We start from the raw sequence: 21,506 nt of genomic DNA on the forward strand, positions 1-21,506 counted from the left end.
GGCCGTCGCGTCAGGCGCGGTGGTGGGCCGGGCGGCCCGGGTCGCGCAGCACGGTGTCCAGCCGGCCGTCGCGGTCGCTGTCCACATAGGTGATGTCCGGTACGCCGTCACCGTCCACGTCGATCTGGACGACGTCGGCGAGGCCGTCGCCGTCGAGGTCGGTGACCACCTCGACCGACCCGTCCAGGTGGCGCGTCACGATCGACCGTGACCCGCCGCCAGGCTCGCGCGGCGGCGGACCGGGCGACGGTACGGGCGTCGGCGCGGGCGCGGGGGCGGGTGTCGGACGGGGGCCGGGCGTGGGCGCCGGGTGGCTCGACAACCGGGCGCCCGGCGGGGCGCTGGCCGGCTCGACCGCGCTGCCGGTCGGGTCCAGCTCCTCCTCCGAGGGGAAGACATCGCCCCGCGGGGCCGGATCACGGTAGCTGCTCATGGGCGTAGGGTTCCCCGACGATGGCGAGAACAACCGTGCCCGATCGTCCGGTGTCCGTGGCGCCCGGTCTGTCGGAGGATGCGAGGACCGACGCCACGGTCATGAACGGGGGTCCGAGCGTGGAGCTGCGCCGGAGCCGGGGGGCCCGGGTGCTCGCCCTGGTGTGCGTACTCGGTGGGGTGCTCTTGTTGGTCTACCCCAGCGACGGCGCCCTGCTACGGACGATCGTCGCCGTGGGTGCGATCGCGCTCGGCGCGGTGGTGCTGGTCAGCGCGCTGCGGCCGTTCCGCTTCGGGATCACCCCGGAAGGGCTCAGCATCCGGCGGCCCGGCCTGCGCCGGGAGATCCGGTGGGCCGAGGTCGACGCGCTGGTCCTCGACGAGCCGCCCCGCCGCGACGGCTACTCCACCCCGCCGCGCCTGCTGCTGGTGCCCGCCCCGGGTGCGGCATTCGAATCGGTCACCGCCCGCCACCCGATCGACGGCCGGCCAGCCGTCGAGCTGCTGGTCTTCGACCAGGTCCGGGAGCAACCCGAGCAGGTGGCCGAGGCGCTCGCGCGCTGCGCTGGGGACCGGTTCGTCGACCTGCTCGCTCTGCGCCGCGCCGCCTTCGCCGCCCCGGACCTCCCGGTCGGCCTGCGTGGCTACCAGATGGATCGGGTCGACAGGTTGATCCGACGCGGCCAGGACGCCCTGATCTCCGGGGATGCGGCGACCCGGCAGGCGGCCCGGGGCGAGATCGAACGCGCCACCGCCGCCGGTCTGCCGATCGCTCAACGCGGCTACCCCACGTACCAGGCGGATGCCGTTCTGGAAGCCCTCGTCGCCGCATTGGCCGACCACCAGTCCACCGATCGGGAGACCGCCCCATGACCGCGCAGGGACAGCACCTGACGTCGAGCACCGACGTGCCACGCCGCAACTGGGCCGGCAACGTGCGCTACGCCGCGCGGGAGTTCCACCGCCCCACCACCGTCGACGAGGTACGCCGGCTGGTCGCCGGCAGCTCCCGGATCCGCGCGGTGGGCACCGGGCACTCCTTCAACCGCCTCGGCGACACCACGGGGGACCTGGTCTCGCTCGCCGGCCTGCCTCCGACGATCGAGATCGACCGCGAGCGCGGGCGGGTCACCGTGGCCGGCGCGCTGCGCTACGGCGACGTCGCCCGGCACCTGCACAGCCAGGGGTACGCGTTGGCCAACCTCGCCTCGCTGCCGCACATCTCGGTCGCCGGCGCGGTGGCCACCGCCACCCACGGCTCCGGCCCCACCCACGGCAACCTGGCCACCTCGGTAGCCGCCCTGGAGCTGGTCAACGCCGACGGGGACCTGACGTCCGTGGACCGCGACACCGACGGCGACACGTTCGCCGGCATGGTGGTCGGGCTCGGCGCGTTCGGCCTGGTCACCCGGGTCACCCTGGACCTGGTGCCGGCGTTCGAGCTGCGTCAGTACGTGCGCCTCGACCTGCCCGTCGAGGCGCTGGACGAGGCGTTCGACTCGGCGTACAGCGTGAGCGTGTTCACCGACTGGCGTACCCCGCGTCTGCGGGAGGTGTGGCGCAAGCAGCTCGCGGACCAGCCGCCGCCGGAGATGGACTGGCTCGGCACCACGGCCGCCGACCAGCCGCGACACCCGGTGCTCGGCATGCCGGCGGAGAACTGCACCCCACAGCTCGGCGTGCCGGGCCCGTGGCACGAGCGGCTGCCGCACTTCAAGCTCGGCTTCACCCCGAGCAGCGGTGACGAGCTCCAGTCCGAGTACCACCTGCCGCGTACGGCGGCGGCCGGGGCGCTCGCCGCGCTGGCCGAGGTGGCGCACCTGATCGCCCCCGTGTTGCAGGTGTGCGAGCTGCGGACGGTGGCGGCCGACGAGCTGTGGCTCAGCCCGAACCACCAGCGGGACAGCTTCGTGGTCCACTTCACCTGGGTCGACGACGCCGACGCGGTGCTGCCGGTGCTGGCCGAGGTGGAGGACCGGCTGGCGCCGTTCGCGCCCCGCCCGCACTGGGGCAAGGTCTTCGTCACCGCCCCCACCGAGCTGGCCGCCCGCTACCCCCGCCACGCCGACTTCGCCGCCCTGCTGACCCGCCTGGACCCGACCGGCACGTTCCGCACCGACCTGCTGGACCGCTACTTCCCCCGCTGACCGACCGGGGTGCGCAGGCTGCCGCGCTGAACGGCGCGGCTGATGTCGCTGGGGGAGACGATGCCGGTGAGCAGGCCGTCGTCGCTCACCACCAGGGCGCGGCCGTCGGCGCACTCGCTGAGCCGGGGGAGCAGGTCGTTGAGCTCTTCCCCCGCCTGCGCGAGGACCAGATGGTCGGCCCGGCAGGCCACCTCGGCCAGCGTCGTCGACGTCCGCGCATCGGCCGGTACGCCCCGCACCCGGTCCAGGGTGACGAGGCCGGTCGGTCTGCCGTCCTCGGTCAACGGCAGCGCCGAGTGCCGGTACGCGAAAAGGTAGTGGTCCACGAAGTCGGCGACCGTCATGTCCGCCGAGGCGGTCTGCGGCTGCGGTGTCATCACGTCGGCGACCCGGATGCCGCGCAGCGCGCTTCCGGCGCGGGCCTGCCGCTCCTCGACCCCGGCGGCGCCGATCAGGAACCAGCCGATCAGCGCCAGCCAGAGCCCACCGAAGCCGATACCGGACAGGAACTGCCACAGCCCGAGGCCGATCAGCAGCACACCCAGCACCCAGCCGGCCCGGGCGGCCACCACGGACGCTCGGCTCCGGTCGCCGGTGGCCTTCCACACCGCCGCGCGCAGCAGCCGGCCACCGTCCAGCGGTGCGGCCGGCAGCACGTTGAAGATCGCCAGGAGCACGTTGATGCCGGCCAGCCACGCGATCGCGCCGAAGAGCAGTCCACCCTGCCCGGCCAGCGCGAACAGCAGAGCGATGACACCGAAGAACGCCCCGAGCAGCAGGCTGACCAGCGGGCCGACGCCGGCGATCCGCAGCTCCGCGCCGGGGTCGCGCGGCTCGCCCTTCAGCTCGGCCACCCCGCCGAACAGCCAGAGCGTGATGCCGTCGACGGTCAGCCCGTTGCGCTTGGCGACCACGGCGTGCGAGACCTCGTGGGCGAGCAGGCCGACGAAGAAGACAACCGCCGCGGCCAGACCGGCGAGGGTGTACGCCACCGGCGAGCGGTCCGGGTACGAGCGGGGAAACTGGTTCGCGGCCAGCCCCCACGCGATCAGCGCGAAGATGACCAGAACGCTCCAGTTGACCCCGACCGGCACCCCTGCGATCCGTCCGAGCCGGAAACTTGCCCTCATTCCGGACTCATACCCCTGCTTAGCCTGCCCATGCCAGTCGACGAGGCGGCGTCTCGGTGAGTGTGATCGGTTGGTCATGCCAAGAGAACATCTGCCCAAGTTCCGTCCGACCGCGCTCCACCACCTCGAGCAGGGGACCGGGGGCGATGGTGTCCGGCAGCGGAGTGTCGGTGGTCAGGTCTCGAACGGAGATGGGGCGGCACAGCCACCGGTGCAGCGCCCGCCGATCGACGGCAGCCTTCTCCCGGTCGCCCAGCATCCAGACATCCGTCCTGTAAGGGGTGCTGTCCGTTCCCAGTGCGCTAAGGAGACCGGAATGGCGTACCAGGCAGGGGTAGCAGGTCCCGCAGTGGTAGTGCTCTGCACCCGGCCGGTCCCGTGGTGGGCGCCCACAGCTGATGGTGGCATGGGTGAGGGTCGCCGGAGCCAAACCAGCGTCCAGGGCCTGCCGGCAGACCTCTCCCTTCGTGAGGTGCAGGTACGGGTTGATGACGGTCACCCCGCCGCCGAGAGCGTCGATCAACGAGTTGAGCAGGTGCAGTGTCCCGGGATGTACAGATTTCGTGGAGCAGGCGGCTACCCGGGCCGGTGTGAGCGGGGGATTGACGGCGAGCTGCCCGTTCTCCGGTACGACCACCTGTGGCACCCCGTGGGCGGCGGCGAGGTAGATGGCGGTGGCGAGATAGAGCAGCCCGCGGGTACGCGCAGATTTTTCCAGCTTCCTGGTAAGACGGACCTGCTGCGATGCCTTGAGCTGCTCGATGTCGCGACAGGCTGAGCTCTCGATCGCGCTGAGAGTCTGGTCCTGCTGGCTGCCCCACTGGGGTTCAAAATAGGAGACGAGCAGGAGAGGGCCGGCCGCAACCTTGGCACGCTCTGCCGCCCACGCGGTGGAATCAAGCCCACCGGAGAACAGGGCCACCTCTCCCACATCGGCGTAGGTGGTCCGTCCCTGCTGGGGCCACCTACGCCCGCCGGTCCGGACGTTGATCGTCCATTGATCCGCGCTTAACGTCTCCGACAGGTGAGACAGCAGCCGTAACGTCGGCGGGCTCCAGACGGAGGAGTTGACCACCTCCACGGACAGGTCGATCCTTCGGGTCCAGCCGTCGATCGCGCACTCGCGCAGCGACAGCTTGTCGGCCAGGTACACGGCTCGGGCGATCTGCAGCAGGTCCTGGGCCCAGTCCGGGCGGTCCTGGGGTACCTCGGCCAATTTCTGCAATCGCTCGTCGGCATGCTCAAGCAGCGGCCATCCGATGGTCTCCCGCTTCCGGTCGGTGGACACCCCGCCCCGGGTGGCGTAGTGATACGCGAAGCTGGCCCGGCTCACGCCGCCAACTCCAGTCCGCTGTCGCCGAGCCCGAGGGCCTCCGCCACGGTGGTGGTCAGCAGGTCCTTGGCGACATCGGCGAGCCGTGGTGGCTCCGGCCCACGTTTGACCGCCTCGGCGCAGGGGTTGGGCAGCACCTTGACGACCTGATCGGCAACGAAGCCAGCCACCATGTCGGTCGGGTCGAGGATGGCCAGTGCCGGTACGGCGATCTTGATGTTCTCCGCGATGAGAATGTGTACGAACTCGCCGACCACCTCACCGAAGAACGCGCGATACAAGGCGCAGAACAGCTCGCCGGTGACCGGTGTTGGACGGCCAGGATCGGCGAGTGGTCCTTCCTGCGTCACCAGGTGTTCCCCGACGCGTCGGGCGGCCCGGCGGATGGCAGCGTCCACGATGAGTTGGCCATCGCCGGCGACCTGTCCGACGAACCGCCGGACGAACTCGTCGGCGTCATCCTGCGCGGCCAAGTCCGCCACCAGCGGAAGATCCGCTCGCCCGAGGCCATCGAGCAGCTCGATCAGCCGTCCGCCGGCCTGCTCCGCTGCGGCACGGATGCCGAACGCCTCCGGATCTGCGTTCAGGGCGTCTCGCAACGCTCGCTGGTACTGGGCCGCGATCGCCTCGGCGCGCTGTTGGTCATGCTCGAGTAGTTGATCAGGCCGGCTGCTGGCGTCCGGCGTCCAGTTGCCCAGCCGGCCTTTGGCAGCGGTCCAGCTGCCGTTCTTCGGACCTGGTAGACGGGTCGAGGTGCCCATGCCGACCTCCCGAGGGGTTGGGAAGGACGTCGAGCGAAGTCTATTGACACCCACAGTGTTTGGCCAGATGCACTACGTGCTCGGAGCGGTGGTCTCCGCTGATCAAGCGCCGAAACGGTAAAGTGCGCAGCCTGAGCCGGAACATGACGGCCAGGGCGGAAGGGTCGGCGCATGCGGGAGGATTCACCGCGCTGGGAGCAGATCAACTCCAGCTCGTACATCTGGGAGCAGGACGGTCTGCGTGAGCTGGCCGGCTATCTGCCCGATGCCGACCCGTACCACGTCTGGACGAACGTCGAGTTCGTCGGCGCCGACGGCTCGATCAACGAGGTCGACGCCCTGGTGTTGACGCCGAGCGGGCTCTACGTGCTGGAGCTGAAGCACTGGCAGGGGGAGATCCGCGGTGACGGCACCCAGTGGCTGCGCCGGGCGCCGAATTCTCGACTGATCCCCGAAGACAACCCGTACATCCTGGCCAACCGGAAGGCGAAGCGGCTGGCCAGCCTGATCCGCTACTACGCCAAGCAACACGGACGGCAGCGCGAGACGCCCTATGTCGGGGCGGCGGTCTTCCTGCACGCGAAGGCGATGCGGGCCGAGCTGGACGCGATCGGCAGCCAGCACATCTACGGGCTGGAGCAGCACGATTCCGGCCTGCCCGGCCTGAAGAAGCTGCTGCTCGCCCTGCCGCGTAACCCGGACCATCTGGTGGACGAGGCGCGCGGCAGGGAGATCGTCGAGCTGGTGCGCGGTGCGAAGATCCGGCCGTCGGTGGCGGACCGCAAGGTCGGTCAACTGCTGCTGCACCCGAAGCCGTTCGCCGAGGGTCTCGGCTGGCAGGACTTCCTCGCCGGGCACGCGCTGGACACATCGCTGGTGCGTCGGGTGCGGTTCTACCTCACCAGCCGGGCCGCCGAGCATGAGGTTCCGGCGATCCGCAGGGCGGCGGAGCGGGAGTTCCGCCTGCTGCAGGGCATCCACCATCCGGGCGTGGCCCGGGCGCACGACCTGGTTGAGCACTCGTGGGGCCCGGCGGTCATCTTCGACCACCAGGAGGAGTGGGTACGCCTCGACCAGTGGCTGCTGCGCCGCGGCGACGCGTTGACCCTGGCCCAGCGACTGCAACTGGTGCAGGATCTGGCCGAGATCATCGACTATGCCCACTCCCGCCGGCTGGCCCACCGGGCGCTCTCGCCCCGGGCGATCTACGTCGGTAACCCGGACGGGCCACGCCCCACGCTGGTGGTCACCGACTGGCAGACCGGCGGCCGGTTGGCCGGCACGACCCAGCTCACCCGACTGGGCCCGTCGAGCGACCCGGCCAGCCTGGAGCTGTTCTTCGACGACGAGGTCCGCCGCTACCAGGCGCCGGAGGCCGAGAACGCCACCCGGCTGCCGGGCCACCAGCTCGACGTGTTCTCCCTCGGCGCTCTGGCGTACCGGATCTTCGCCGGGGCGGTGCCGGCCGCCACGCCGGAGGAACTCGTCAACGCGGTACGCGACAGCGGCCTGCACCTCGATGCTGCGGTCGACGGCATGCCGCACACGCTGGTCACCCTGGTCTATGACGCGACCCGGGGCGATCCGGCGCAACGGCTGCCCAGCGTCTCCCGGTTCCACAAGGACCTGGAGAAGGTCTGGGAGGAGCTGACCGCGCCTGAGCCCGAGCCGGTCGCCGACCCGCTCTCCGCCCACCGGGGTGACGTGCTCGACGGCGGCCTGGAGGTGAAGGACCGGCTCGGCTCCGGTGCCACCGCCGTCGCCTTCCTGGTCGCTCGCGACGGGGAGTCGCGTGACCTGGTGCTGAAAGTCGCCCGCGACGAGCAGCACGAGGAACGGCTGACGGCCGAGGCGCGTACCCTCGCGGGGTTGAAGCACCCACAGGTGGCCGCGCTGGTCGACGGCCCGGTGCGGGTCGGCGGCCGGACCGCGCTGCTCATGGAGAGCGCCGGTACGCGGACCCTCGCCGAGGAACTGCGCGGTGGCCGGCTGGCGTTGGACCTGCTGGAGCGATACGGCCGGGACCTGCTCGACATCGTCAACTACCTGGACGGCCAAGGCGTCTGGCACCGTGACCTGAAGCCGGCCAACTTGGCGGCCCGGCCCCGGCCGAAGGACAAGCAGCCGCACCTGTGCGTCTTCGACTTCTCGCTCTCGTCCGCCCCCGCCGACCAGCTCGGCGCGGGCACCGTCGGCTACCTCGATCCGTTCCTCGGTCCGCCGCGCCGGCTGCGCTACGACGCGGCGGCCGAGCGGTTCGCGGCGGCCGTCGTGCTCTACGAGATGGCGACCGGCGTGCTGCCCCGCTGGGGTGACAACGCCAACCCGGCCGTGGTCAGCGACGAGGTGGCCCTCGACCCGGCGGTGTTCGACCCGGCGGTCGCCGACCGGCTGGTGGAGTTCTTCGGCCGGGCGTTGGCGAGGGACGCGGCGGCGCGGTTCGACACGGTCGACGAGATGACCGACGCCTGGCGGGCCATCTTCCAGCAGGTCCCGCAGCCCGCGGTGACTCCGGTCGGCCCGGTGCCGGCGGCGGTGGGGCTGACTCGTGAGTCGCCGCTGGAGGTCACCGAGCTGACCGCCCGGGCCCGCTCGGCGCTGGAACGGCTCGGCCTGCACACCGTCGGCGAGCTGCTGGACGCGGAACCGTCGGCGTTGACCCGGGCCAAGGGAGTGCCGGACGCCACCCGCAAGGAGGTCCTCGCCCAGGCGCGGGCGCTGCGCGCCGTGCTGCCCGGCGGCAGCGAGTCGCCCGCCGTCGACGAGCAGCCGCTGGCGCAGGGCGTGGAGGCGCTCTGCGCGACTCTGCTTCCCGCCTCGACGTCCCGCAACCACCGGACGCTGGCCGTGCTGCTCGGGCAGACGCCCACCGACGACGGTGAGTTCCTGTGCTGGCCGGCGCAGAGTGAGGCGGCCCGGGCCACCGGCCGGAGCCAGCCCCAGATCTCCAAGCTGCTCGCTGCCCAGGCCAGGAACTGGCTGGGGGAGCCGGCACTGGAGGCGGTGCGCAACGAGATCGTGGCGCTGCTCGACGCCCGCGGCGCGGTGATGTCCGCCCAGGAGTTGGCCCAGGCGCTGATTGCCGCCCGCGGCTCGTACACACCCGCGCCGAAGCGGCTGCCACAGGCAATCGGGCTGGTCCGCGCCGCCGTCGAGGCCGAGCTGAGCACCGGCGGGGACGCCCGGGTGGCCATCCACCGGTTCCGCACCTCCGGCACGGTCCTGGTCGGCCGGGAACCGGACGATCCGGCGTCCGACGTCACCGCCGCCGACTTCCTGGGGTACGTGGTGGAGCTGGGCGGCCGGGCCGTCGAGCTGGTCGGCGCCGATCCGCTGCCGACCCGGCAACGTGCCGTCGAGGAGCTGCGCCGGCTGCCCGTGCCGGCGGGGATGCCGGCCGTGGCCGACCTGCGGCTGTTGCAGCTCGCGGCGGCCGCCCGCAACGATCGGGTCGACGTCAACGCGCAGGGACAGCTCTACCCGGTGGGGATGCCGGCGGAGCGGGCGCTGCGGTTGTCGGTGGGCAGCCTGATCGGGCAGCGGCTCAGCGAGGAGCAGATCCGCGACCGGGTGCAGAGCCGCTTCCCCCGCGCGGAGCGGCTGCCGAAGCGGCCCGCGCTGAACGACCTGCTCGCCGCGGCCGAGGTACCGCTGACCTGGCACCCGCACGACCGGGTGTACGGGCCGGCGACCACGACGGCGTCAGTGACCGGCACCCGGCTGGCCACCACCCACGCACCGCTGCTCGGGCTCACCGCCGCCGACGAGGTGGGAGACAAGCTAACCTCTGCCATCGACCGGCGCGCCTTCCTCGCGGTGCTGGCGCCGCTGCGCCGGCTCGGGCCGGCCCGGCGGGCGCTGCTGGACCGGCTGCCGCTGACCGAGGTGGACGTCACCGCGATCCTGCTGGACCGGCTGCGTGCGCTGGGCTTCCCGTGGGAGGCGATCGTGGCGGCCGACAACGGCTCCGCGCTGGACGCGGATTTCCGCAGCCTGGTGGACCTGGTCCGGCACCAGGTGGTGCCGGCGGTCAGCACGGCGATCGCCGCCGCCGACGGGCCGGTACTCATCACCGAGGCGGCGCCGCTGGCCCGGTACGGGCAGCTCGGGCTGCTCCAGGAGCTGGCCGACCCGACCCGGCCCCGGCCGGCGGCCCGGCTGTTGCTGGTGCCGGCGCGCCGCCCCGAGCCGGCGGTGCTGGACGGGGTGCAGTTGCCACTGACCTCACCGGCCAGCCAATCGCTGTGGCTCGCCAACGACTGGATCGAAGCAGCCGCCGTGCCGAGGACCCGAGCCTTGTAGCAGGCATCGGGGTGTCGAGTGCGTCGGACCCAGCTCGATACAGTGGTGCACTGTGGACCTTGGGCAGTAGTCTCCGGACATGGAAGCCTTCGAGTCCTTCGTCGCCGTCGCCCTTGAGGACGAGGGCTTCGTGGTTTCGGAGGCAGTGAAGTTTCCAGTGAAGCAGCCGACCGCCAAATCAGCGTATGTCGAGGTGCAGACACACGGATTCGAAGTCGACCTGGTCGCCGCTCGTGGCGATCGCCTGGTATTGGCTTCGGTCAAGTCAGCCTTCGGATCCCGGGGTGTGGTCGCTGAGCATGTCACAGGCGCGACCGCCAATCTCCGCGCGAGGAAGCTCTACGCGCTGCTCAACAACGACGCCGTACGAGACGCGGTCGTCCTTGGCGCGTCCCAGCGGTTCGGTTATCGCCCAGAGCAGATCGAGATTCGCCTCTATGTTGGTCGGTTTGCGGCGCCGACCACCGGGGTGCATGAAGTGAAGATCAGGCAGTGGTGTGCGACGCAGAAGGTCGGGGCCGGCCCGATCCGCGTTTTCGGCGTCAGTGATGTCGTCGCCAAGGTTGTCCGAGCGGCGCAGAAAAAGCAGTACCGGAACAACCCGGTTCTCGTGACGATGAAGGCCCTCGAAGCGGCTGGCTTGCTGAAGCTGGCGCTTCCAGATCCCATCGATGACAACCAGGGGCTTCTGACAGCAGATTGAATGATCAGCGGCGAGAGGGAGGCCTATGCCACACATCAGCGATCGTGTCGTTCTGAGGGCTTGGCGGCAACGCGGCGAAGCAGGACGCATCCACTACGTGGCCGCCAAGGCCGGTGGTGGCGAGCGACGCCTCTACGTTGACGAGGGCAACGCCCTCTACACGGTCCTCGAAGGTCACCTTTTGGCGCTTGGCTACACCGGTCCGGCAAGCGACAAGATCGACGACGAGTAAAGCGAGCTTGAGAACGCTGGGTTAGTCGGCTGTGCCGGCCGGGACTACCCAGGCGGTGGGCTGGCCGGTGATCGCGGTGATGAGGTCGAAGTCGCCGTCGTAGTGCAGGACGGTGACTCCGTGTCGTTCGGCGGTAGCGGCGATCAGCAGATCCGCCATCGACAGGGCTCGGTGGTTGCCCTTGTGCAACGCCTGCACCTGGATGTCGATCGCTCGATCCCAGACTTCGTCGGGCATGGCCAGCCACCGAAAGCCGCTCATGAGCCACCTGGCGCGCTGTGCGTCCTTGGCGGTGCGGGCGCTGTGGATGACCTCGATCTCGACCGCCCCGCACACCGCGAGCAGCCCTCGGTCGGAGAGTTCGCCGAGCACCGGGGACACGCGTGGCTTGGGCCAGCGGGCGAGGGCTGACTTGTCCAGCAGGTAGTGCTCGTGATTCACGCTGCGTCCGGCTTGGCCGCCTCGACGGGACCCGTCAGATCGGGCAGCCCTCCGCTCTTGAGCCAGTCGGCGAACTGCCGCCGCTTCTCGCGGTCGACGACAGCCTTGAGGGCAGCGTTGACGGTGGCCTTCTTCGTCGTGGTGCCAAGGATCTTGCCGGCCTCGGCGAGTAGTTCGTCATCGACATCTAGGATCGTCCGGCTCACGGATGCCTCCTCTAGTGGGCGCTACTCGCCGATGATATCAATCTGACGCCTTCTTGATATCAGAGCCCGCTGAGTCGCCATGCTGACAACAGACATGGATACGGATCGCCCGTCGGGATAGTTGCGAAGGTGGCGAGGCTGACCGACGAGGGCGATGACCCGTACCTCTGGCTGGAAGATCTTGATGGTGCGGACGCCGCCGGGTGGGTGCGGGACCGCAGCGCGGAGACCGTCTCCGCGTTGACCGGAGGCGAGGCGTTCGCCGGCTTGCGGGCCGAGATCCGGCAGGTGCTCGATGCTCAGGATCGCATTCCCTATCCGGGTTGGCGTGGGGATCACCTCTACTACAACTTCTGGAAGGACGCGGCGCACCCGCGTGGGGTCTGGCGACGGACGACCCGCGAGGAGTACCGCCGATGCGAGCCGGAGTGGGACGTGCTGCTCGACCTCGACGCGTTGGCAGCGAAGGAGGGCGAGAACTGGGTCTGGCAGAAGGTGACAGTGCTACGGCCCGGCTATGAGCGCTGCCTGATCAGCCTGTCCCGGGGCGGCGCCGATGCCGTCGTGGTGCGCGAGTTCGACCTGCTCCGCCGGGCTTTCGTCGAGGACGGCTTCACGCTGCCGGAGGCGAAGAGCCGTGTTTGCTGGATCGACGCGGACCAGATCTACGTCTGCACCGACTTCGGGCCGGGGTCGCTGACCTCCTCCGGGTACCCACGTGTCGCGAAACGTTGGCGGCGAGGCACGCCGCTGTCCGCGGCCGACACGGTGCACGAGGGGCGGCCGGAGGACGTCGGGGTGTTCGCCTCGCACGATCCAAGCCCCGACTTCGAGCGCGACTTCGTCGTTCGCAGCCTGGACTTCTACCGCACCGATAGCTACATGCTGACCGGGGCGGGTGAGCTGACCCGGATCGAGGTGCCGGAGGACGCCTGGTGGGAGGTACACCGGGAGTGGCTTTTGATCCGGCTGCGCTCGCCGTGGCTGGTCGGTGGGGTGACCCATCCCGCCGGCGTTCTGCTGGCGACCCGATTCGAGGCGTTCCTCGCCGGTCAACGGGAGCTTACGGTGCTCTTCCGGCCCGACGCCCGCACGGCGCTGAGCGGCTACTTCTGGACCCGGAACCATCTGATCCTGGCCACGCTCGTCGACGTGCGGAGCCGGCTGGAGGTGCTGACGCCCGGCGAGACGGGCTGGCGGCGGAAGCCGCTCGCCGGGGTGCCGGAGTTCGACCACAGCCGGATCGTGGAGACCGACCCGGACCACGACGACGCCTACCTGCTTGCCTCCGAAGGGTTCCTGCAACCGGCGACGCTGCGGCTCGGCCAGGTCGGCGGCGCGGTCGAGACGCTCAAGAGGGGACCGGTGTTCTTCGACCCGGACGGCCTGGCGGTCCGTCAGTTCTTCGCCACCTCGGTCGATGGAACCCGGGTGCCGTACTTCGTGGTGGGCGACCCGGGCGCGGCCGGCGGGCCGACGCTGCTCACCGGGTACGGCGGCTACGAGGTCTCGCTGACCCCGCACTACAGCGGGATCATCGGGCGGGGCTGGCTGGCCCGGGGCGGCAGCTACGTGGTGGCGAACATCCGCGGCGGCGGGGAGTACGGCCCCGAGTGGCACCGGGCCGCGCTGCGGGAGAACCGGCCCCGGGCGTACGAGGACTTCGCGGCGGTGGCGGCCGACCTGGTGACGCGTGGGATCACCACGCCGGAGCGACTCGGCATCGAGGGCGGCAGCAACGGCGGGCTGCTGATGGGGGTGATGCTGACCCGCTACCCCGCGCTCTTCGGGGCTGTCGTCGCGCAGGTGCCGGTGTTGGACATGCGGCGCTACCACCGGCTGCTGGCCGGGGCGTCGTGGATGGCCGAGTACGGCGACCCGGATCGGGAGGCCGACTGGGCCTACCTGCGGGAGTACTCGCCGTACCACAACGTCCGCGGCGACCGGCCGTACCCGCCGGTCCTGCTCATCACCTCGACCAGGGACGACCGGGTGCATCCGGGGCACGCCCGCAAGATGGCGGCCCGGCTGCGCGAGCACGGCCACGACGTGTCCTACTACGAGAACGTCGAAGGCGGGCACGGTGCCGCGGCCAACAACGAGCAGCGGGCCTTCGTGTGGGCGCTGACGCTGGAGTTCCTGTGGCGGAAGCTGACCGGACCGGTTGCTGCAGCTGTTCTGCCACGCCAGCCTGCTCGTCGCGACGAAGGCGAGCGGGTCCGGACCATCGCCGGCCAGTAGGCCACTCCATGCTGGACGTGCGTGGGTACGCGCCCAGTCTCTCTCTGTGGTAGGAGTCTAGGAATGCCCCTGCGCAAGATCGTGCTTCAAAACTACCGTTGCTTCCGAGATCGCCAGGAGATCGAGCTGGCCCCGGTCACGGTCGTCCTCGGTAAGAACAACTCTGGTAAGAGCGTGCTGACCCGCGCTCCGCTGGTTATCGCGACCGGGTTCAATACCGACTCCACCGCGCCGTTGGACCTTGATCGGCTCGGGCCGGACACCGTGGACGACTTTCGGGAGCTTTTCCACGACCACCTGACGGGCCGGCCCATCAAGCTGGGGCTGGTGGCCGAAGACGACCGGCTGCTCTTTTCCCTGGAAGCAGGAATCCAGTATGTAGACAGCATCAACAGCGCGGTGGTGTCAAGCCTGGATCTCATGTCCCCGCAGTTCAAGGCGGTGATCGTCTCGTCCCGGCTGGTCGGGGCAGGTCAGCAGGACACCCCGGATATTGATGGCATCGCGGTGACACCCGAACCGCAGATCCGGCGTGGGGAGAAGCTCGAGTACGAAATTCGGCTGCCCGGAAAGGAGCCTCTAGCCCACCGGGTCGGTTTCCGGGGACTGGTGCCGGACCTGAGCGGGGTGCCCGGGCTGGGGGACGTCGGCACACTCGACCTGAGCCCCGGGCCAATCCGCTATCTCAGTCCCTACCGGGAGAGGGTCGCACGGCATCACCGGCTGCCGCTTGGAACGCCCTCGGTGCTGGGCGCGCAGGGCGAGGGGATGGCGGGCATCCTCGCCCACGACTTCAGGAGGGACCGTGGGGCGCTGGTCGAGCGGGTCAACGAGCTGCTGGCGACCATCGTGCCGGACTGGAGGATCGCCGAGGTGCCGGCCGGGCCGCTCTGGTCGACGGTGTTGACCCGCAAGGGCAGTGAGGTGCGGGTGAACCTAGCTGACGCGGGCACGGGGCTGGCGCAGGTGCTGCCGATCTTGGTGCAGTGCGCACTAGACGAGCTGCGCGGCGAGCCCGACCGTGCGCCGTTGCAGATCATCGAGGAGCCGGAAATGCACCTGCACCCGGCCGCCCACGCCGAGTTGGCCGACCTCTACCTGGCCACCGCCAAGGCGACCGGCACCCGATTCCTCATCGAGACGCACAGCGAGACGCTGCTGCTGCGGCTGCGCCGGCGGATCGCCGAGGTCGACAACGAGTTCTCTGCGGACATGCTCAAGGTGTACGTCGTAGAGCAGCGGGACGGAGCCTCGGTGGTACGCCAGGTCAAGGTCGACGAGCTGGGCAACCTTGAGGACACCTGGCCGGACGGTTACTTCTCGCAGGATTATCACGAGGTGCGGGCGCTCGCGGCGGCGCAGATGGAGCGGCTCGACGATGCTTCTTGACATCGACGTCGAGGTCTTCGCCGGGGCCGATCACCTGCCGGTGATCGAGGTCCTCAAGCAGGTCGCGCGTGGCCGTCACGATTGGCGCCCGACAACGGCGGACGCGGTCCGAGCCACGTCATTCGTAGCTAACATGGATGCTGTCAAGATCAGGTTGCCGGCCCTGGAGCTCTGGGCGCAGAAAGAGGCGGAGGCCGCCGCCGACCGTGGCGGATCGGCCACCTCGTCTCCTGATGGACAGCCGGTGCGAATCAACTCGGCTAACGTCACCTCGGCCGCCGAGGATCTGGGCCGACCGGCGGTCCTGGTGGTAGAGAACCGGATCGGTGACGGCGGGTTCGTGCAGGCGGTGGCCGAGGCACTCGGTGACAAGCGGGTGGTGCACGCCCTCAGGAAACGTTGGCTGAAGTTCTGCCACAGCGGCGGCACTGGGCAGATGGCCGCCATCGCGGTCGACGAGTGCGGCGACTTTTCGATGATCGTGCGGGTGGCGATGCTGATCGACAGCGACCGGAGCGGGCCAGCCGAACTCGGCAACCACCGCAAGGTCAATGAGGCACGCGAGGGTGGAGTCCCGCACATCCACATGTTCACCTGGCGGATGGTGGAGAACTACGTCCCCTTCCGGGTGTGGGACCGCCACTTTCCGTACAAGACGGCGAAGCGCAAGGAGCTGCGCGCGTGGACTCCGCAGAGGAGGGGCTATGAGCACCTCAAGACGCACTTCGTGGGGAAGAACAAATCCATGCCGTCACCGCTGCTGCCGACGGACATGCGGCTGAATGAAGCGGACTTCCATGAGCTGGGGCCGGACGTGGTGAATGAGCTGCGGCAGGTGCTTGCGATGATTCACCGGATTCTGTAGGACACTGGCGTCATGCTGAGTGACCGGGGCGACAGCCGCCTGGAACCCACCGTTCTTCACCTGGACCATGTCCTAGAGGACATCGCGAGCGGTGCGCTCCGGGTACCCGCGTTTCAGCGGCCCTTCGTCTGGCGTCCCGAGCAGATGCTCGAACTCTTCGACAGCATCGAGCGCGGCTATCCCATCGGCAGCGTCCTGCTGTGGGAGACCAACGAACCAGTGCTGTCGCTCGACGCTGTCGGCGAGGTCGCCATACCGGACGCACCGGCCGGGCGACCGGTGTCCTACGTGCTCGACGGTCATCAGCGGCTCTCCACGCTCTTCGGCGTGCTACGCCGGCTTGGCCGTCCGCCGCGCGCGGACGACCAGCGGGAGTGGAAGTGGCGGGTTTACCGTGACCTGACGCCGAGGAGTGATTCCGAGCGGTACCGCCATCATCGGGCGGGGGGCAGCCCGCCGGCGCCACCACCGGACCATTTCCTGCCGGTGCGCGCGGTGGCCAGCACGCTCGACTTCCTCAACTTCAGCCGGACCCTTGAGTTGCGGGTGGGGCGGGAACGCGCGGAACTCCTGGTGCGGGAAGCCGAGCGGGTCGCCCAGCGGATCAAGAACTACAAGCTCACCCTGATCCGGCTGCAAGGCGGCGGTCTGGACCAGGCGGTCGACGTCTACACCCGGCTCAACCGCAAGGGCGTGCGGATGGACGCCGACCAGATGGTCTCGGCGCTGACCCATCGGTCAGACCAGCCCACATTGGCGAGCCGGATCGACGAGATCGTGGAGTCGGTGGCCACCACCGGCTTCGGTGAGCTGCCGCGGCTGGCACTCTTCCGGGTCGTACTCGCGCTCGCTGATGAGCCGGATGTGATGACACCGCGATGGGAGGCGGTCGCCAGGCGGCTCCAGAACCGGCTGATCGACGCGGTCCCCGATGCAGAGCGCGCGGTACACGCGACGGTGGACTTCCTCCGGTGGGCCGGCCTTCCGCTGGCCCAGCTCCTGCCCTATGCGCACCAACTTGTGGTCCTCGCCAATTTTTTTCACCACTGTCCGAAGCCGAACGACGACCAGCGGTATGAGCTGCGGCGCTGGTTCTGGGTGACCTCATGGGCGGGCTCGTTCGCAGGGGCGAACTCAACCACGCTGCGAACGAAGCTGCGCGAGATGCAGGACTTCGCCGAGCGTCAGGCCGAGCTACCCCTTGACCTGGCCGATGTCCAGCCGATGCCGGATGCATTCAACCTCAACAGCGCCCGCACCCTCGCGTATGTGGCCTGGGAGATCGGCGAGTTTCCGAAGCGACGGGACGCCCTCGGGCAGGAGTTCGACGTGGCGCAACGGATCGCCTCGGGGCCGACCCAGGCGTACCGGCCGGTTTTCGCCGGTCACTCCGAACCGGCGAACCGACTCGTCTTTCCGACCGTGCCCGGCATCGGACTGTGGAAGTCACTGAAAGACCTACCCGTCGACGGTGGCCTGGTCAACGACGGATCATTCAGCCCGTACACCTCTGACGGCGCCCGCAGGATCCTTCAGAGTCACGGCGTTCCGGTGTCGGCGTGGTACCGGCTCAAGGAAGAACGGGCCGATCTCTTCGTGGAAGATCGGACAAAACTCCTGGAGGAGCGGTTGCGAGCATTCGGTACACGAATCGGCGTACCGTTTGGTGAGCGGCTCGAAGGCGTGGCCGACGACGACTCGTCGGATTAGTGGCCTGATGAGCGACAGACATTAGGATCTAGCGGTGATCGACCTCAAGGCGCTGCAAGAGCAGGCTAAGCGACTGACGAATGATCTGCGCGGACCGCTGCGGGGTCTCGTGGAGGATCTGCGCGGGCAGGTCGCGGAGGCGCCGGGCCTGCGGGCGGAGCTGCGCCAGGAGTACGACCAAGCGAAGGCCGCCGAGCGGGTCGGCGGCAGCTTCGAGACCTGGCTCGACGACGTGCTCGACCAGGCGGCGGTGGCCTGGGTGCTCGGCTGTGTGTTCGTCCGGTTCTGCGAGGACAACGAGCTGGTCGAGAAGCTGTGGATCGGTGGTGCCGACCCGGCCGCGCCGGCCGAGCGGGCGGTGCAGCACCGGCAGGCGTACCTGATCGCCAACCCCCGCCACAACGACCGGCACTGGCTGCGGGAGGCGTTCCGCTATCTGGCGGAGCTAAAGGCCACCGGCAAGATCTTCGACCAGCACAACCCGCTGTGGCGGTTCGACGTCTCCGGCCCAGCCGCCGAGGAGCTGAGCGACTTCTTCCGGCGCGGCGCCGGTCAGGAGTCGCTACGCCGCGACGACCTGAACACCCGCTTCCTGGGCGACCTCTACCAGGATATGTCCGCGCACGCGAAGAAGACGTACGCGCTGCTGCAGACCCCGGAGTTCGTGGAGGAGTTCATCCTCGACCGCACCTTCGAGCCCGCGGTGAAGGAGTTCGGCCTCGCCGCGACTAGCGTCATCGACCCGACCTGCGGGTCCGGCCACTTTCTGCTCGGCGCGTTCCACCGGTTGGTGGGTAAGTGGAGGGACCGGGAGCCGGCCACCGACGTGAAGGTGCTCGCCGAACGGGCGCTCGGCCAGGTGACCGGCGTCGACATCAACGGCTTCGCGGTGGCGATCGCCCGCTTCCGGCTGCTGATCGCCGCGATGAAGGTATGCGGGCTGACCAAGCTGGAACGCACGCCGGAGTGGCCGATCCGGGTCGCGACCGGCGACTCACTGCTGCCGTGGGGGGCCTTCAGCTCCCGAGCACAGGGCGACCTTCTCAAGATGTTGAAGAGCCAGGAGCAGCAAGACGACGAGGCAGAGGCAGCGAAGAAGGAGATTTTCGCGTATGAGAGCGAAGACGTCGACCTGCTCGAGGACTATCTGGCCGAGAACCAATACACGGTGGTGGTCGGCAACCCGCCCTACATCACCGTCGCCGATTCGGCCCGCAACCAGCTCTACCGCAGCATCTACCCGACCGTCTGCCACCGGCAGTATGCGTTGACCGTGCCTTTTGCGAAGCGTTTTTTTGACCTCGCGAAATGGTCTGACGAGCACGGCGACGGCGCTGGTCATGTCGGGCAGATCACCGGCAACGCTTTCATGAAGCGCGAATTTGGCAAGAAGCTGATTGAAAGCTACCTCGCGCATGACGTCGAATTGACCGAAATTGTCGACACCTCGGGCGCATTCATCCCTGGTCACGGAACCCCGACGGTGATCCTAGTCGGCCGCGCCAACAAACGCCGCCGTTCACCTGTTGTTCGCGCTGTACTTGGTGTCCGCGGCGAACCGTCTGCCCCGGTTGACCCCAGTGAGGGACTTGTGTGGCGGGCGATCGTTGCGCAGATCGAACGGCCAAACTCTGAGTCATTATGGATAAGCGCAGCGGATATACCTCGTGGGCAGTTTGCAGCTCATCCGTGGAGTCTTTCCGGTGGTGGCGCTGTCGGGCTGATGGCGATGGTCAATGGGGCGTCGACGAGTCGCTTACGTGAAACCGCGGACGCAATCGGCTTTTACGTAATCACAGGCGAAGATGACGCCTATCTGCTGAACGGTGAAGCGACGGCCGTCCGGCGGGGCGGGTTGCCCGTTAGGTCAATGGTCGAGGGAGATGAAGTTCGGGACTTCGCTATTTCACCGGAGACTGTGGCTGCGTGGCCGTACGGCGACGATCTGCAGCCTGTTGACCTGAAATCCTCGAACCTCAGCCATTTCATGTGGCCCAACCGGACACTGCTTCTTGTGCGCAAGCGATTCGGGGTTCCTGTCGGGACCATCCCAGGCTTTGCTTGGCACGAATATCGGGAGTTTTATCGCCGGCGGGTCGCCACTCCCTTGTCGATCGTCTTTTCTGATATCTCTACCCACAACCATTTTGTGCTGGATCGAGGCGAAAGGCTTTTCAATCGTCACGCCCCGGTTATCAAGCTGCCGGAGGGTGCGACGGAGGACGATCACCTGCGGCTGCTTGGGGTATTGAACAGCTCGACCGCATGCTTCTGGCTGAAGCAGGTAAGCCACGACAAAGGCATCCGAGGTGAGGGCGGCGGCTTTACTAGCGATGACTGGGAACGTTTTTTTGAATTCACCAGCACTAAACTTCAGGAGTTTCCGCTGCCTTCGGCGTACCCGTTGGGGCGGGCTCGGGAGATTGATCAGCTAGCGCAGCGGCTCGCAAGCCTGACCCCGGCAGCGGTTGCCGCCTCTGGGGTGCCGAGCCGGCAGCGGCTCGCGGAGGCTGCGGCGGAGTACCACTCGGTGCGGGCGCGGATGATCGCGTTGCAGGAGGAGTTGGACTGGGAGGTCTACCGGCTCTATGGGCTGATTGACGAGGATCTGACCTGCGCCAACCCGCCGGAGTTGGCGTTGGGGGAGCGCGCCTTCGAGATTGTCCTGCACACCAGCGGGGCGCAGACCGAGTGGTTCAACCGGCACGGGTCGAAGCCGATCGACCGGCCGCAGCCGCACTGGCCGGTGGAGTACCGCTCCCTGGTCGAGCGGCGAATTGCCACCATCGCCGCCAACCGGTACATCGGGCTGATGGAGCGGCCGGACTGCAAGCGGCGCTGGTCCACCGACGGATGGGAGAAATTGCAGTCGGCAGCGTTGCGGGACTGGTTGCTCGACCGGTTGGAAACGCCGGAGCTGTGGGGTGGGCAGCCGACGCCGCTGTCGGTGGCGCAGCTCGCCGACCGGATCGGCCACGACCAGGATTTCCGAGCGGTGCTGGACCTGTGGGTCGGGTACGACAACTATGACCTGACCAAGACGCTCGGCCTGCTTGTCGCGGACGAGCATGTGCCGTACCTGCCAGCGCACCGTTACAAGCCGTCCGGGCTGCGTAAGCGGGCGCAGTGGGAGCGGACTTGGGCGTTGCAGCGCCGGGAGGACGCGGGGGAGAAGGTCGAGATCGAGGTGCCGCCGAAGTACACCTCGGCGGACTTCGTCCGGCCGTCGTACTGGAAGGCGCGCACGAAGCTCGACGTGCCAAAGGAGCGATTCATCTCGTACCCGCAGGCGGGGCGGGACAGCGACGGCAGCGCACTGCTCGGTTGGGCCGGGTGGGACCACCTGGCGCAGGCGCAGGCGCTCGCCACCGTCTACCTTGACCGAAAGACGCAGGAGGCGTGGCCGGCGCACCGGCTGCTACCGCTGCTCGCCGGGCTGGTCGAGATCGAGCCGTGGCTACACCAGTGGCACTCGGGTGAGCAGGCCGGGTTCCCCGGATCACCGGCCGAGTTCTTCACCGACTTCATTAACGCCGAGCTGGCCCAGCTCAGCTCCGACCGCACAGCGCTGACCCTCCTTCGCGGCGTGCCGGGGCTGCCCTAACAAACCGCAG

Annotated in this window: 16 protein-coding genes; 10 read left to right on the forward strand and 6 right to left on the reverse strand. The window is 68.9% G+C overall.

The features are described from left to right. Positions 1-10: 10 nt before the first annotated feature. Positions 11-433, reverse strand: coding sequence for a hypothetical protein (locus tag AB0B39_RS20615; RefSeq protein ID WP_357575080.1), 423 nt, complete (start codon positions 431-433; stop codon positions 11-13). Between the two features lie 101 nt (positions 434-534). Between AB0B39_RS20615 and AB0B39_RS20620 the strand changes: the two genes are divergently transcribed. Then, complete coding sequence (locus AB0B39_RS20620) at positions 535-1,305, forward strand: hypothetical protein (protein ID WP_357575081.1); 771 nt, start codon at positions 535-537, stop codon at positions 1,303-1,305. Then, entirely contained in the window at positions 1,302-2,579 is a 1,278-nt protein-coding gene (locus AB0B39_RS20625; RefSeq protein ID WP_357575082.1) for an FAD-binding protein, read from the forward strand. Before AB0B39_RS20620 ends, AB0B39_RS20625 begins: the two co-directional genes overlap by 4 nt. Here the strand turns inward: AB0B39_RS20625 and AB0B39_RS20630 are convergent. From AB0B39_RS20630 to AB0B39_RS20640, 3 genes are read right to left on the reverse strand one after another with little or no spacing between them, the layout of a single operon-like run. Next, positions 2,564-3,709, reverse strand: a complete 1,146-nt coding sequence (locus AB0B39_RS20630) for a site-2 protease family protein (RefSeq protein WP_357575083.1) — start codon at positions 3,707-3,709, stop codon at positions 2,564-2,566. The genes AB0B39_RS20625 and AB0B39_RS20630 overlap by 16 nt on opposite strands. 19 nt (positions 3,710-3,728) lie before the next feature. Further along, entirely contained in the window at positions 3,729-5,042 is a 1,314-nt protein-coding gene (locus AB0B39_RS20635; protein WP_357575084.1) for a 7-cyano-7-deazaguanine synthase, read from the reverse strand. Continuing rightward, positions 5,039-5,803: a hypothetical protein gene (locus AB0B39_RS20640; RefSeq protein WP_357575085.1), complete on the reverse strand. Its 765-nt coding sequence runs from the start codon at positions 5,801-5,803 to the stop codon at positions 5,039-5,041. The genes AB0B39_RS20635 and AB0B39_RS20640 overlap by 4 nt, the downstream gene beginning before the upstream one ends. 171 nt (positions 5,804-5,974) lie before the next feature. Here AB0B39_RS20640 and pglW point away from each other — a divergent pair, with 171 nt between their 5' ends. The 3 genes from pglW (at position 5,975) to AB0B39_RS20655 (ending at position 11,040) form a co-directional block, all read left to right on the forward strand. Next, positions 5,975-10,105, forward strand: a complete 4,131-nt coding sequence (gene pglW, locus AB0B39_RS20645) for a BREX system serine/threonine kinase PglW (protein ID WP_357575086.1) — start codon at positions 5,975-5,977, stop codon at positions 10,103-10,105. Between the two features lie 79 nt (positions 10,106-10,184). After that, complete coding sequence (locus AB0B39_RS20650; protein WP_357575087.1) at positions 10,185-10,808, forward strand: hypothetical protein; 624 nt, start codon at positions 10,185-10,187, stop codon at positions 10,806-10,808. Positions 10,809-10,833: 25 nt separating this feature from the next. After that, positions 10,834-11,040 (forward strand): hypothetical protein, encoded by a 207-nt coding sequence (locus AB0B39_RS20655; RefSeq protein ID WP_357575088.1) that lies wholly within the window; start codon positions 10,834-10,836, stop codon positions 11,038-11,040. Between the two features lie 21 nt (positions 11,041-11,061). Here the strand turns inward: AB0B39_RS20655 and AB0B39_RS20660 are convergent, their stop codons facing one another. Beyond that, positions 11,062-11,481, reverse strand: a complete 420-nt coding sequence (locus AB0B39_RS20660; RefSeq protein WP_357575089.1) for a PIN domain nuclease — start codon at positions 11,479-11,481, stop codon at positions 11,062-11,064. Further along, complete coding sequence (locus AB0B39_RS20665) at positions 11,478-11,687, reverse strand: type II toxin-antitoxin system VapB family antitoxin (RefSeq protein ID WP_350794902.1); 210 nt, start codon at positions 11,685-11,687, stop codon at positions 11,478-11,480. Before AB0B39_RS20665 ends, AB0B39_RS20660 begins: the two co-directional genes overlap by 4 nt. Positions 11,688-11,816: 129 nt before the next feature. On the opposite strand from AB0B39_RS20665, the gene AB0B39_RS20670 reads away from it, so the two are divergent. The 5 genes from AB0B39_RS20670 to pglX all read left to right on the forward strand — a co-directional run bounded on the left by AB0B39_RS20670 (position 11,817) and on the right by pglX (position 21,496). Beyond that, a complete protein-coding gene (locus tag AB0B39_RS20670; protein ID WP_357575090.1) occupies positions 11,817-13,928 on the forward strand; it encodes a prolyl oligopeptidase family serine peptidase in 2,112 nt (703 codons plus the stop codon). A 63-nt stretch (positions 13,929-13,991) separates the two neighbouring features. Continuing rightward, on the forward strand, positions 13,992-15,317 hold the full coding sequence (locus tag AB0B39_RS20675) for an AAA family ATPase (protein WP_357575091.1): 1,326 nt from the start codon (positions 13,992-13,994) through the stop codon (positions 15,315-15,317). Next, entirely contained in the window at positions 15,307-16,182 is an 876-nt protein-coding gene (locus tag AB0B39_RS20680) for a hypothetical protein (RefSeq protein ID WP_357575092.1), read from the forward strand. The genes AB0B39_RS20675 and AB0B39_RS20680 overlap by 11 nt, the downstream gene beginning before the upstream one ends. Positions 16,183-16,194: 12 nt before the next feature. Next, positions 16,195-17,892: a DUF262 domain-containing protein gene (locus tag AB0B39_RS20685; protein WP_357575093.1), complete on the forward strand. Its 1,698-nt coding sequence runs from the start codon at positions 16,195-16,197 to the stop codon at positions 17,890-17,892. 34 nt (positions 17,893-17,926) lie between these two features. Continuing rightward, a complete protein-coding gene (gene pglX, locus AB0B39_RS20690) occupies positions 17,927-21,496 on the forward strand; it encodes a BREX-2 system adenine-specific DNA-methyltransferase PglX (protein WP_357575094.1) in 3,570 nt (1,189 codons plus the stop codon). The last annotated feature ends 10 nt before the right edge of the window (positions 21,497-21,506 follow it).

The organism is Micromonospora sp. NPDC049114, from assembly GCF_040648635.1.
Taxonomy (GTDB): Bacteria; Actinomycetota; Actinomycetes; order Mycobacteriales; family Micromonosporaceae; genus Micromonospora.